At 70.5% G+C, this 10860-nt stretch carries 18 protein-coding genes and 1 CRISPR repeat array; of the genes, 10 read left to right on the forward strand and 8 right to left on the reverse strand.

Annotated elements, in window-relative coordinates:
• Nucleotides 1-57 precede the first annotated feature (57 nt).
• Complete coding sequence (locus HW445_RS02040; protein WP_180219303.1) at nt 58-684, forward strand: hypothetical protein; 627 nt, start codon at nt 58-60, stop codon at nt 682-684.
• Between the two features lie 49 nt (nt 685-733).
• On the opposite strand, the gene HW445_RS02045 is transcribed toward HW445_RS02040, so the two are convergent.
• The 8 genes from HW445_RS02045 to HW445_RS02085 all read right to left on the reverse strand — a co-directional run bounded on the left by HW445_RS02045 (nt 734) and on the right by HW445_RS02085 (nt 6527).
• The gene (locus HW445_RS02045; RefSeq protein WP_180219304.1) at nt 734-1474 is read right to left on the reverse strand and encodes a hypothetical protein; all 741 of its coding nucleotides are present in this window, start codon (nt 1472-1474) and stop codon (nt 734-736) included.
• Nucleotides 1464-1649: a hypothetical protein gene (locus HW445_RS02050; RefSeq protein WP_180219305.1), complete on the reverse strand. Its 186-nt coding sequence runs from the start codon at nt 1647-1649 to the stop codon at nt 1464-1466. The genes HW445_RS02045 and HW445_RS02050 overlap by 11 nt, the downstream gene beginning before the upstream one ends.
• A 182-nt stretch (nt 1650-1831) precedes the next feature.
• Entirely contained in the window at nt 1832-2119 is a 288-nt protein-coding gene (locus HW445_RS02055) for a hypothetical protein (protein WP_180219306.1), read from the reverse strand.
• 410 nt (nt 2120-2529) lie between these two features.
• Nucleotides 2530-2763: a hypothetical protein gene (locus HW445_RS02060; RefSeq protein WP_218956481.1), complete on the reverse strand. Its 234-nt coding sequence runs from the start codon at nt 2761-2763 to the stop codon at nt 2530-2532.
• Nucleotides 2764-3295: 532 nt separating this feature from the next.
• A CRISPR array of direct repeats spans nt 3296-3506; the repeat unit is 28 nt; unit sequence GATCGCTCCCCGCGCGCTCGGGCCGGAC.
• 18 nt (nt 3507-3524) lie between these two features.
• Nucleotides 3525-5054, reverse strand: coding sequence for a transposase (locus HW445_RS02070; RefSeq protein ID WP_257230771.1), 1530 nt, complete (start codon nt 5052-5054; stop codon nt 3525-3527).
• 71 nt (nt 5055-5125) lie between these two features.
• Nucleotides 5126-5536, reverse strand: a complete 411-nt coding sequence (locus tag HW445_RS02075) for an NUDIX hydrolase (RefSeq protein ID WP_180219307.1) — start codon at nt 5534-5536, stop codon at nt 5126-5128.
• On the reverse strand, nt 5533-6156 hold the full coding sequence (locus HW445_RS02080; RefSeq protein WP_180219308.1) for an NUDIX hydrolase: 624 nt from the start codon (nt 6154-6156) through the stop codon (nt 5533-5535). The genes HW445_RS02075 and HW445_RS02080 overlap by 4 nt, the downstream gene beginning before the upstream one ends.
• A 131-nt stretch (nt 6157-6287) precedes the next feature.
• Complete coding sequence (locus HW445_RS02085) at nt 6288-6527, reverse strand: hypothetical protein (RefSeq protein WP_180219309.1); 240 nt, start codon at nt 6525-6527, stop codon at nt 6288-6290.
• A 230-nt stretch (nt 6528-6757) separates the two neighbouring features.
• Here HW445_RS02085 and HW445_RS02090 point away from each other — a divergent pair, with 230 nt between their 5' ends.
• The 9 genes from HW445_RS02090 to HW445_RS02130 all read left to right on the forward strand — a co-directional run.
• Nucleotides 6758-7159 (forward strand): DUF6907 domain-containing protein, encoded by a 402-nt coding sequence (locus tag HW445_RS02090; RefSeq protein ID WP_180219310.1) that lies wholly within the window; start codon nt 6758-6760, stop codon nt 7157-7159.
• On the forward strand, nt 7159-7404 hold the full coding sequence (locus tag HW445_RS02095) for a hypothetical protein (RefSeq protein WP_180219270.1): 246 nt from the start codon (nt 7159-7161) through the stop codon (nt 7402-7404). The genes HW445_RS02090 and HW445_RS02095 overlap by 1 nt, the downstream gene beginning before the upstream one ends.
• Before the next feature lie 110 nt (nt 7405-7514).
• Nucleotides 7515-7754, forward strand: coding sequence for a hypothetical protein (locus HW445_RS02100; protein ID WP_180219311.1), 240 nt, complete (start codon nt 7515-7517; stop codon nt 7752-7754).
• A gap of 238 nt (nt 7755-7992) precedes the next feature.
• Entirely contained in the window at nt 7993-8184 is a 192-nt protein-coding gene (locus HW445_RS02105; RefSeq protein ID WP_180219312.1) for a hypothetical protein, read from the forward strand.
• 228 nt (nt 8185-8412) lie between these two features.
• On the forward strand, nt 8413-8595 hold the full coding sequence (locus HW445_RS02110; protein WP_180219313.1) for a hypothetical protein: 183 nt from the start codon (nt 8413-8415) through the stop codon (nt 8593-8595).
• A gap of 91 nt (nt 8596-8686) precedes the next feature.
• Nucleotides 8687-8983, forward strand: a complete 297-nt coding sequence (locus tag HW445_RS02115; RefSeq protein WP_180219314.1) for a hypothetical protein — start codon at nt 8687-8689, stop codon at nt 8981-8983.
• Nucleotides 8984-9078: 95 nt separating this feature from the next.
• Nucleotides 9079-9285 (forward strand): hypothetical protein, encoded by a 207-nt coding sequence (locus HW445_RS02120; protein ID WP_180219315.1) that lies wholly within the window; start codon nt 9079-9081, stop codon nt 9283-9285.
• Between the two features lie 31 nt (nt 9286-9316).
• A complete protein-coding gene (locus tag HW445_RS02125; RefSeq protein ID WP_180219316.1) occupies nt 9317-10615 on the forward strand; it encodes a hypothetical protein in 1299 nt (432 codons plus the stop codon).
• Nucleotides 10612-10860, forward strand: a 249-nt coding sequence (locus HW445_RS02130) for a hypothetical protein (RefSeq protein ID WP_218956482.1), incomplete at its 3' end; no start/stop codon positions are given. The genes HW445_RS02125 and HW445_RS02130, both read left to right, overlap by 4 nt.

Below are 10860 nucleotides of genomic sequence, written 5' to 3' on the forward strand. Positions count from 1 at the left end.
CGCCCGCGGCCCGGCCCCCGCAACACCCGCCCGCCGCACGACCGCAAGGAGCCCGCCATGTTCGACGCCCCCGTCGCCCGCTGCATCATCTGCCCGCGCCAGCTCCTCGACCACGAGACCGGCCGGTACCTGTGCACCCTCTGCGAGCAGCGCATCGACCGCGACCTGGCCGCGCTCGCCGGACCCGCCGGCCTGTACGCCCGCCTCTGCCTGCGCATCCAGCCCGGCTGCCGCGGCGACGGACCCGCCGTGTCCGGGACGCCGGGGAGGGAGCTCCCGGGAGGCGAGCCGCTCAACCTCACCGCGAACGGCGGCATCGTCTCCGACCTGGAGACCTGGGTGCGGGACTGGGCGACCTACGGGCTCGCCACCATCGGCACCGGCGGCCGGCTCCAGCACCGCATCGACCAGGCCGTCGCCACGCTGCGGCTCAACCTGCCCCGAGCCGTCTACCGGCACCCCGCCCTGGACGACTTCGGCAAGGAGATCACGCAGGCCCGCGCCCGAGCCGAAGCCATCATCAACGGCGAGCAGGAGCCCCGGCGGATAGCCGTCCAGTGCGGATGCGGCGCCGTCTCGAAGGTCACCCTCGACACCGACGGGTTCACCTGTCGCGGATGCCGGACCGAGTACGGGCACACCGAGGCGCTCAGCCTGCCCATGGCCGCCCGGGCCGCGGCGTGAGAGAAGCCCCCGCCCGGCGTCCGGGCGGGGGCTCATCCTGTGCTGAGCGTCAGGGCCAGAACAGCTTGTTCTGCGCCGGGTCCTGCCGCTGCGACACGACCTTCGGCGGCGTCACGGTGAACCCAAGCTGCTCCAGCACCTTCGCCGCAGCGAGAGGCGAGTCCCGAACCGCGGACATCATCTGGACCTCACGCCACTCCTGCAGGTGGTCGTCGACCACCTTCCGCCAGTTCGGCTCGACGTCGATCGCGAACTCCCGCTGGAGGAACAGCAGCACGTCCTCCAGCGCCGGACGCATGCGGTGGCCGCCGACCGGCAGGTGCATCTCCGACAGTCGCGGCAGCTTCCGGCGCTTGAAACCCTGTTTCGGGCGGCCGGCATCCGCAAGGCGGAGGAGGTAGGCCATCTCGTCCCGGTGGGCATGCACCTGGATGTGGGCGCCCGGAGGGTCCCGCTGCTCGCGCACGTACTCGAATCGAAGCAGAGGATCCGAAGCACCCTCGAAGAAGACGTGAACGTCCGCGCGGTCCGTAGCCAGGAACTGGCTGCTCCCGTCCCAGCAGCAGAAATACCGCGCCATAACGCTCAGCACGGGCTCGCCGTTCACCCGGACCGGTATCCGCTGCAGAGTGTCGTCATCCGCCATTGGAGCCACCCGTACCCGGCGTCCCACGTTCAGGGCAGCGAAACGCGGGGTGCCCTCACCGAGGACACCCCGCGTCAGCGCAGTGAGCTTTTCGGCGAACTCAGTCGCCATCTCGTCGAGCTTCGACGCCTCTTCAGCAGTCACCGTCGAGAAGGTAGTCGATCCCCTCGATGGTGTGCCAAACGTCCAGCTCGTCCATTGACAAGCTGTACACGGACGCCCTCTCTCGAAGCTCTTCGTAGGTCATGCCCACTTCCTCGAGCAGCCGTAGCCGCTGCTCTCGCAGTTGCTCGGGCGTCCTGTGGATCACCATGGTCATCGCCAACCCCCAGCTCCGTTGTGCCGACAGTCAAGCACCGCCCACTGACAACGACCCGGTGCCCCACACAGCCAGCATCCAACAGGGTGAAACCCGATAGGCACATACCCCCGGGGAAGCAACTCGAAAGAAGGCGAGGGCCGCCGCCGCCCTGACGCGGGCGACGACGGCCGCTCAACCTCTCACAGTTGCGTGACCTCCAGCCCGGGCGGCAGCGGCGGCCCGTCCAGGCCGAGGCCGGCGGCCAGCAGCATCCGCGCCGCGGTGTCCCGCTCGAACGTGGACCGGCCCGCTGGCATCAGGAGGCGGCGGCCGGACGCCGGGTGCTCGACGAAGGCGCCGAGGAAGCCGGGGTCGGCGACGGTGGAATCGGTCAGCTCGACCTCGAAGTGAGTCAGCAGCTCCGGCAGCGGAGCAGTCAGCAGCCGTGGGACCACATACGGACGTCTGTAGGTGCTTGCTACGCTCACAGGCGAGCCCTCCATTTTCAACGATGCGGGAGTTCAACAGAGCAGCGAGTTGCACCTCGCTGTTCACGGACGGCCGGGCGTTCGCAAACCGCCCGGCCGTTTCGTGTCCTCAGGACGCTAGCCGAGCCCTGATCGAGGGTGGAAATCGGACAGCGGATTTCAAGCGATCTGCTATTCCAGAAAACAGTGTCGCCCGCACATACAAAAGCGATGTGCATTCCGTGCTCGCCCTGCGCTAAACAGCGATCGAAGCCCTCTGAGCTGGCCTATCTTCCCCAGAGGCGCGCCCGGCACAATCCGATCGTTCGCTTTGATTTGGACCCCTTCAGCCCTCGCGGTGCCTTTCAGGACGGCCAGAAATCGACCATGAAAAGCAGAAGCCCCCGCCCTTTCCCGGGCGGGGGCTTTCGTCATGCGGCCTCTTCGAGCGTCGGCACCTCCGGTGGCTGATCGTCCTTCAGTACCTGGCGGACCCAGCCCGGCGTCAGGTCCAGCCTTGCCGCGAGTTTCTCCACCGACACGCCCCGCCGCTCCGCGCCCCGCACCGCGCGGTTCCGGCGCTCCTGCATCCGATCCCACGCGGCCTTGCTCGCCACCCGTTTCTGTAGCAGCGCCGCCCACCGCAGCAGCAGTCGCCCGGCCATGTCATCCCACCAACGCCGCACGTCAGACCCCCAGCACTCGCCGTGACTCAACCTGTCAAAGATCCTCGGTGCGTTGATCCACCAGCAAGAACGCGAACACGACACGGCCCCCGCCATGTAGGCGGGGGCCGTGGTGCGGTGATCGACACGTGGGGTGAGCGCTACCCGGGAAGTGGCCTGGCGAGGCGGGGCGGCGCTGGCCGGATGAGGCCGTAGGGGGCGGGTCGAGAGTTTGCTGAGCTGTCGCGCCCCCGGAGTGAGCGAAACCCCCGCCCGGGACTCTCCGGCCGGGGGCTTCCTGCGGTTCGTTCAGTGGTGAAGGCCTCCTGTGAGAGATCACTTACCACGCGCTCAGTACGGACTCGGCGGTGCCATCAAGACCGCAGATGGCCTGGGATTGCTCCCGCGAGCTCGGGCCGAGCGGGTTTGGTTCCTCTGGGATCGTCCCCCGCAGGCTCGGCCCGGACATCTCTGGCACGTTCAAGGAGGAAGACGGCAAGGATCGCTCCCCGTGTGCTCTACACGCGCCCGGGATCGCCCCCTGGACGCTCGGGCCGGACCCGTGCTCATTCTCGAAGAGCAGCCACAGCTCCGATCGCTCCCCGCGCGCTCGGGCCGGACGAGGGCTCGCCAGGGCTTGACGCGCTTGGACTGGATCGCTCCCCGCGCGCTCGGGCCGGACTGCGGGCACAGGGTCAGACCCGCCTACCCCCTCGATCGCTCCCCGCGCGCTCGGGCCGGACCCTTCGCCACCTGCACTGTCAGAACAGTGAGGCTTGGATTCCGGTCACCTTGCGCGTTGGGGTAGGGAGCGCCAGCGGATCACTCCGCTGGGGTGGCACCGGCGGAGGGCCGGTGTCTTCCCGTTTCACTGCCCTCCGCCTACCGCCCCGAGAGGCACCAGGACTTACAAGAGCTCCACGGGCGTTTTCGGTCTCCCGCCTATCGCAGGCGACCTGTGAATCACCCAGCACCGCATGCCGGGCGATGTTCCGGGCCGCGTTCCAGTCGCGGTCCATCGCCGACTCGCAGTTGCTGCAGTGGAACGTCCTGTCCGACAGCGTCAGGCTTGGGTTTTGCCAGCCGCAATTCGAACAGGTCTTGCTCGACGGGAACCAGCGGTCGACGACCGCCAGCTTCGACCCGTACCAGGAAGTCTTGTAGGCGAGCTGACGGCGCAGCTCGCCGGGGGCGACATCCAGGATCGCCCGGTTCAGGCCTGCCTTCTGCCGCACCCGGCGGCCCGGCGCCTCCACGGTGCCACGCGACGAGCGGGTCATCCCGGCGACGTTCAAGTCCTCGACCGCCACGACCGCGAACCCAGTCGCCAGCCGCTTCGTGAACTGATGCATCGCGCCGGCCCGCTGCCGTGCAACCTGGTGGTGGAGCCGCGCCACACGGCGCCGCGCCTTGTCCCGTCGGCCCGAGCCCTTCTGTGTGCGGGAGAAGGCGCGCTGCGCCTTCACCAGGCGCTTCTCCGCAGCCTTCAAGTGCCTCGGGTTCGCAACGAACTTCGACGCTTCGTCTCCCTCGGTCAGAGGCTGGGACAAGGCGGCGAGATACTTCACGCCCAGGTCGACACCCACGGTGCCCCGCATCGTCTGCCGCTGGGTGGGCTTCTCCCGGACGTCCATCGCGACCGCGCACAGCACCGACGCGTACCAGCGGTGCCCATCACGGGCCACCGTCACCGACTGCACGACGGCCCGGCCCCGGTCCACCGCCCGGGCCAGCTCGCGACCCGACCCGTGCAGCCGCACCTCGCCGACCTTCGGCAGTCGAAGTCGCCGATAGCCGACCATGCGGATGCCCGGCTTCTTCACGTCATGGTGCAGCCGGAACGAGTCCCTGGCACGACCCTTCTCCTTGAACCGTGGGTAGCCGACCTTGCGGCCCGCCCGCACGCCCTTGAGGGAGTCCAGCCAGTTCTTCCAGGCACGGTCAGCGTCAGCGAACGCCGACTGGAAGCAGTATGTGTTGACCTCGTGCCACCAAGGGCACAGGCCGTCCGTGCCGGTGCGGGAGTCGCCCTTGGCCGCGTTGAGGGCCTTCTGGATGCCTGGCTTCGTCGGGATGGGGACGCGTACCTGCTTCCGGGCCTCGGCCTCCGCGGTGCCGGCCTCCACCAGGGCGGCGACCTTCGCACGCCACTCCTTGTGGGCCGCCACCTTGGCAGCCAGAGCGTGGTTGAACGCCCAGCGCGCCGCGCCCGCATGCCGCGCCAGATCCTCCAGTTGGCCCCTGGTGGGATCCAGGGCGAACCGGTAGGCACGCAGGACTTCGGTATGCATCGAGCCTCCTCTCGGACGCGGCACAGCAGACACTATGGGCAGGCACTGACAACGTGGTGTGAGCTGCGGATTTACCGAGTCAGCGTCTCGTCGAGATACTCCTGCACCGGTCCGAAAAGCCCGTAGGGCACGTACTCGGCGATCTCGCCGTGCGCGACCCAGGCGACGGCGTCGAGTTCGTCGTCGTCTGCGACCCGGGCCTCGCCGTCGACGACCTCGCAGGCGGTGTAGCTCATCTGTCGCTGCGTCTTCGGGTGCACCCGCTCGCCGAGCAGGCGGACCGACTTCACGGTCAGGCCGGTCTCCTCGAGCGTCTCGCGCACGGCCGCGGCCTCCGCGGTCTCACCCTCCTCGATGCCGCCGGCAGGGAATTGCCACATCAGCTCACCCTCCTTCACGCGGCGCCGCACCATCAGGACACGCTGGTCCTGCACGATGATGGCCGCAGAGATGCCCGGCTTCTCGGTCACGGTGTCGGTCATGCCAGCGCCTCCAGGATCGGCGGGTAGATGGTCTGCTCAGGGATGAAGCGGGTCAGGGCCGCGCGCGGCACCCAGGCCACGTCGGCGTTCTCAATCGGGTCGCGGTTGGTGGCCTCGCCCATCAGGTAGTCGCAGCTCATGTACTCGGCGATCACCCCAGTGGTCGGGTGTACCCGGGAGCCGAGCGGCTCGCGGACGGTGCACCGGACGCCGGTCTCCGCGTGGGTCTCCTCGACGGCCACCACCGCGGGGGAGGCGCCCGGCTTCACCACGCCGGCCGGGAACTGCCAGCCCAGCGAGTCGGAGCCGCGGCGGCACACGAGGAGCACCTCGTCGTCTCGGGTGACTATGGCGATCGCCACCCGAAGGGCCTGCGCCTCGACGGTCGGCGCGGGGCGGGCGAGGAGCTGGAAGCGACGCTGCACCTGAGCGGGCGACCCTTCGTAGACGGTGTCGAGCGCTGACTGGATCTCCGCACGCGGCACGATGTCCGGCGACGAGTGCCAGCTGGCCACCGTGCGCACGGCCACCCCAAGGCGAGCGGCGTACTGCTCATTGGTCTCGCGGAGCGCTCGCTGCAGCGCGCACGCCTGGCGGCCGCTCCACTCGACGACGTCCACTATCCGCCCCTCACCTCGTCGGTTTCGGCGACCTGCACTGTCACTGCATCGGGACTGCACTGCCACCGCACTGGGCGCTCATGGCCCAGGCGCGGCCGGCGCACTTGAATCGAGGCATGACGACAGCCCGGTCACCGGGAGCCGCGGGAGACCTGTTCCGCGCGGGACCCGGTCACGCCCAGCATCTGCCCCACCTGGTTCCAGGAGCGCCCCTCATGAAGGTTCCTGGCCACCTCGGCCTTGACCTCGCGGAGGGAACGGTCGAGGCGGACCTCGAGAGCCTTGACCGCCTTGTACCGCTCGACGTCGTCGCTGATCTCGCGGACGGCGTCGATCAGGGCTTGTTCGGCAGTCGCAATGGGCTCGGTCATGCGTTGAGAGTAGGGGCGATTCCGAACAACTTCAAGCGTCCACTTGACGGTGACTGCGCGAGCACCTACTGTCGTCCTCAACGCCACTTCCAAGCGGCGCTTGAAGGAGTCGTTCACTCTCACCGGACCCAGTCCGCGAGCGACTCCACCACAACCGAAAACGGGCCGGACACCGCGACTCTCACCTCGCAGGCCGGCCCTACCACGAGGAATCTTTGAGAGGTCCCCTCATGGATACACCGCAGTCTAGCGCTGCCCTGCCCGCCTCTGTGCAGGCCGACCAGCGCTTCGTCCCGGCCCTGATCAACGGGGTGGCCGTCCAGCTGGCCGACCCCGCATGGTGCCGCGTCGACCACATCGCCGCGAACCCTCGCTACATCGAGGACGTCTCGCACTCCAGCGACCCGGTCCGCCTGGACCTGGCCGCCGGCGCGACGCCGCTCACGCTGATCGAGGCTCGCCTCTCCGCGGACCCGGCCAGCGACCGGCTGGCCTCCGTGTACGTCGAGGAGTCCGCCACCGGCAAGGACTGGTACCTGGACGCCGCCGCGGCCGACGCCTTCGCCGACCAGCTCGACGCCTTCGCCGCGAACTTCCGGGCCATGGCGGCCCAGCTGCGGGGCGACGTCTGATGGGCGCCCTCTCCGTCGCCGACCGCCGCGCCCACGAGGCCGCGCAGGGCCCGGTCCGCACCGCCCGGCAGCAGCCGAGCGTCCGGCGGACCGTGCTCGCCTCCTTCCCGGCCGGTAACCCGCGCGGCCAGTGGCCTGCGGAGTCCCGCGCCGCGCAGGAGCGCCGCCAGGGCGTCCCGGCCCGCGTCGTGATGGACCTCGACACCGACAGCTTCCTCGTCATCGTCGAGCGCCCCGCCGCCTGAGCGGCCCACCGACCGCCGCGGGCGTCGGGAGACCACCCCCGCCCCGCCGCCCGCGGCTCCCCAGTAGCACCCCCACCCACACCCCTCCGACCCGAAAGGGCCAGATCCTCATGTCTCCGTACCTGTTCTCCGCCGACCTGGGCCGCACCGAGATCGGCCTGAAGGCCCGCACGATCACGACCGTCGCCGAGGCGCTCACCCTGTCGATCAGCGACCTGTTCGCCGAGTACGTCGACGCCCGCCGCACCGGCAACGTCGCCCGCATGGCCGCCATCCGCGAGTACGCGGCCGACCTCGACTCCGACCTGCTGGCCGAGCTGGACGGCTTCGACTACCCGGCCGCCGCCTGACCGGTGCACTGCTGGCTGCCTCTCCCGCCCGACACCCCCGCGGGCGGGAGTGCGGGGAGCCGGACAGCGCTCCAGTCGCGACAGGAGGTGATCGCCCGTGAGGGCCGACGACCAGCAGAAGAAGAAGGACGACCTCGCCAAGGACCTGAAACGGCTCAACGACTGGTCCCGGAAACGCCCCTGACCTCCTGTCCGAGACACGCACCCGCCCATACCGCCCAGCCGAGAGGAGCCCGCCATGGGCCTGTTCAGCCGCAACGACAACCTCAGCGCCACCGCCACCGAGGCGAAGACCACGGCCATCGCCATCGTCAACGCCAGGCGCCTGACCGAGGCCGCCGCCTCCGGTGGGGAGGCCGCCGTCCGCCAGGTCGCCGAGCAGATGACCACCGCCGAACTGCAGGCCGCGCAGCAGCAACTCAGCAGGTGACCACCCGACCGCCCAACCCCGACGGCGTGCCCGCCCACGCCGCCTGGCTCTGACCCACCAGCCCAGCAGCCCCGAACCGCACCCAGAGAGGAGCCCGCAGTGGCTTACACCAACCCCGAGACCGGCAGCGAGATCGAGACCGAGGACAACGGCGACTACACCGTCACCTTCTCCATGGTCCTGCCGCAGACGCCCGCCAACGACACCGACGAGAGCTGAGGGAACGCCATGGGCCTGTTCAGCCGCAAGAGCCAGCCCGAGACCGTGACCGTCGACATGGACGTCGCCCGCCGTGCCGGCGAGGCCGTCAACCGCGGCGACCTCGACGAGGCCAACCGCATCGTCCAGGCGACCGCCCACCCCCGCGAGCACGCCTTCGCCGCCTTCCGGTTCATCACGGACGAGGACTGAGCGTCACAGCCCCGACGGTCGTAGGCCGGGTTCGACTCCCGGCCGGGGCGCTCCCCGCCCACCACCCACCACACGCCCAGAGAGGAACCCAATGAGCGCCCTGCCCATCGCCGGTGGATTCGCCGGAGGAGTCGCCGCCGCCATCGCCGCCTTGGCGATCTTCATCGCCCGCGCCACCCGCCCCACCGACCTGGACACCGCCCCGGCCGCGCCCGCCGACCCGGCCGCCGTCGCCAAGGGCCTCCGCACCTTCGCCGACGACCTCGACGCCGGCCTCCCCTACGCCCTGTCCCGCCTCGACCCGATGGACGGCGAGATCCCCAGCTGGTGGCAGTGGGCCAGCTACCCCGACCAGCGGGCGGAACTCAACGCCAGCGCGGAGAGCTGACCAGCTGCCCGCGGCGCCCGGCCCGCCCGGTCCGGGCGCCAAGGAGAACTGGCGCAGCACCACCCCCACCGCTACGAGACCTGAGAGAGGTCGCCATGAACCGCCGCCACATCGCCTGGCTGCTGACCGCCGTCTACCTGCTCGTCGTCGGCATCTGGCCCGCCGCCATCACCCCCGTCGCCCTCGTCGGTGCCGGGATCGCCGTCGCCGTCAGCGCCCTCCCCGCCCCCGCCCTCATCGCCGCCGGCATCGCCGCCTGGCTGAAGTGGCGGCCCGCCCCTGCCGCGCTGGCCGCCGCCTGACCGCCCTGACCCTCCGAGAGGACTGATCACCGTGACCGTCACGCCCATCGAGAAGGCCAACGGCCGGGCCGAGCCGCGCTTCGACCCGCGGGCCCTCGCCGAGGCGGAGGCGATCCGCAAGCAGGCGGACGCCGACGCCGAGGCCAAGCGCATCGAGGCCGAGGCCAAGGCCGATGCGGAGAGGATCCGGGCCGCCGAGGAGGCGGAGAAGCAGCGCATCGCCAACGAGCGCGCCCGCATGAAGCTGGAGAAGGAGCAGGCCGACCACGCCGCGTACCTCGCGAAGAAGGCCGCTGACGAGGCCAAGGCCAACGCCGAGAAGGAGAAGGCCGAGCAGGCCGAGGCCGACCAGGCCGCCGAGGAGGCCGCACAGGCCGAGGAGCAGAAGCGCACCGAGAACCTGTGGAAGTGGGGCGCCCGCGCCATCTACCTCGTCGGCCTCATCATCGCGGCCCCCGTCCAGTTCTTGGCCTTCTGGGACCCGCAGCGGCCCTTCCTCGTCGCCGCCCCTGCGCTCCTCGAAGGCCTCGCCCTGGTCCTCGCGGCCGGCGCGGCCTGGGCCGTCGCTCACCGGCGCGACGTCCTCCCGTACCGGATCGGCATCATGCTCGGCGCGCTCATCGCCGCCGGCATCAACCTGTGGCACGGCCTCGCCGACGAAGCGATCGGCCTCAACGCCGGCCTCATCGGCGCCATCGCCTCCCTCGGCGGGCCGATCGTCCTCATGACCTACGAGCACGGCATCGCCCAGCAGGCCGACGGCATCCCCTCCGCCCGAGAGCGCCGCGCCGCCAAGCGGGCCAAGAAGGAAGCCGACGACGCCCGCGAGAAGGCGCGCGCGGAGAAGAAGGCTGCCGAGGCGACGGCGGCCGCCGAGAAGGCTGCCGCGGAGAAGCGTGCCCAGGAGGAGCAGTCTCGCCGCGACACCGACCGTAAGCAGCACCACCCGGAGGTGTGGGACGTCGCCGACGCGATGCGATCCGCCCGCGGTTCCCAGTACGTCACGGAGCAGATTTGGGGCGAGGCATGGCGCCGCGTCACCGGCTGCAAGGACGTCGGGATCACCCCCGACATCGAGGCCCGTACCCGGGCCGCACAGGCCGCCATGGAGATGGGTGGCAGCGCTCCGATAAAGGGATCGTTCTCGCTGGTCGATTCCCATCGACCGGCCCGCGCGAAGAAGGACCCCGACGCCCCTGACGGGCGCCGCAACAACGGTGGCACTCCGCCGCGGCGTCGCCCCGGCGACGCGCCGCCGCCCAGCCCCATCGCCCGCACCCAGGCGCGCCTTGAGCGCACCGCCGAGCAGACCTCGAAGGAGTCGAAGTGAGCATCGAGACCACGCCCAGCAGCGCACCCGACCCGGAGTGGGAGGGCCTCGTCGGCAACTACTTCACCACTGCGGCCGGCGAGCCCGCGATCCCCGCCCAGGCCGCCCCCGCGGTGGTCGCCGAGCCCGCGCCCGACCTCCTGGGCGACACCCCGCTCGTCCCCGCCTGGACCCGCACCGGCGACGGGTGGAAGGCCCGGGCCGCCGTCGGCCGCACCAACAGCGTCCGTTCCTTCCGGCGGTGG

It is taken from the genome of Streptomyces sp. UH6 (assembly GCF_013421635.1).
GTDB classification, from domain to species: Bacteria; Actinomycetota; Actinomycetes; order Streptomycetales; family Streptomycetaceae; genus Streptomyces; species Streptomyces abyssomicinicus.

Coding starts and splice junctions, on each gene's coding strand:
- HW445_RS02040 (WP_180219303.1), top strand. CDS start 58: ATGTTCGACGCCCCCGTCGCCCGCTGCATCATCTGCCCGCGCCAGCTC.
- HW445_RS02050 (WP_180219305.1), bottom strand. CDS start 1,649: ATGACCATGGTGATCCACAGGACGCCCGAGCAACTGCGAGAGCAGCGG.
- HW445_RS02060 (WP_218956481.1), bottom strand. CDS start 2,763: ATGGCCGGGCGACTGCTGCTGCGGTGGGCGGCGCTGCTACAGAAACGG.
- HW445_RS02070 (WP_257230771.1), bottom strand. CDS start 5,054: ATGCATACCGAAGTCCTGCGTGCCTACCGGTTCGCCCTGGATCCCACC.
- HW445_RS02075 (WP_180219307.1), bottom strand. CDS start 5,536: ATGACCGACACCGTGACCGAGAAGCCGGGCATCTCTGCGGCCATCATC.
- HW445_RS02085 (WP_180219309.1), bottom strand. CDS start 6,527: ATGACCGAGCCCATTGCGACTGCCGAACAAGCCCTGATCGACGCCGTC.
- HW445_RS02090 (WP_180219310.1), top strand. CDS start 6,758: ATGGATACACCGCAGTCTAGCGCTGCCCTGCCCGCCTCTGTGCAGGCC.
- HW445_RS02095 (WP_180219270.1), top strand. CDS start 7,159: ATGGGCGCCCTCTCCGTCGCCGACCGCCGCGCCCACGAGGCCGCGCAG.
- HW445_RS02100 (WP_180219311.1), top strand. CDS start 7,515: ATGTCTCCGTACCTGTTCTCCGCCGACCTGGGCCGCACCGAGATCGGC.
- HW445_RS02105 (WP_180219312.1), top strand. CDS start 7,993: ATGGGCCTGTTCAGCCGCAACGACAACCTCAGCGCCACCGCCACCGAG.
- HW445_RS02110 (WP_180219313.1), top strand. CDS start 8,413: ATGGGCCTGTTCAGCCGCAAGAGCCAGCCCGAGACCGTGACCGTCGAC.
- HW445_RS02115 (WP_180219314.1), top strand. CDS start 8,687: ATGAGCGCCCTGCCCATCGCCGGTGGATTCGCCGGAGGAGTCGCCGCC.
- HW445_RS02120 (WP_180219315.1), top strand. CDS start 9,079: ATGAACCGCCGCCACATCGCCTGGCTGCTGACCGCCGTCTACCTGCTC.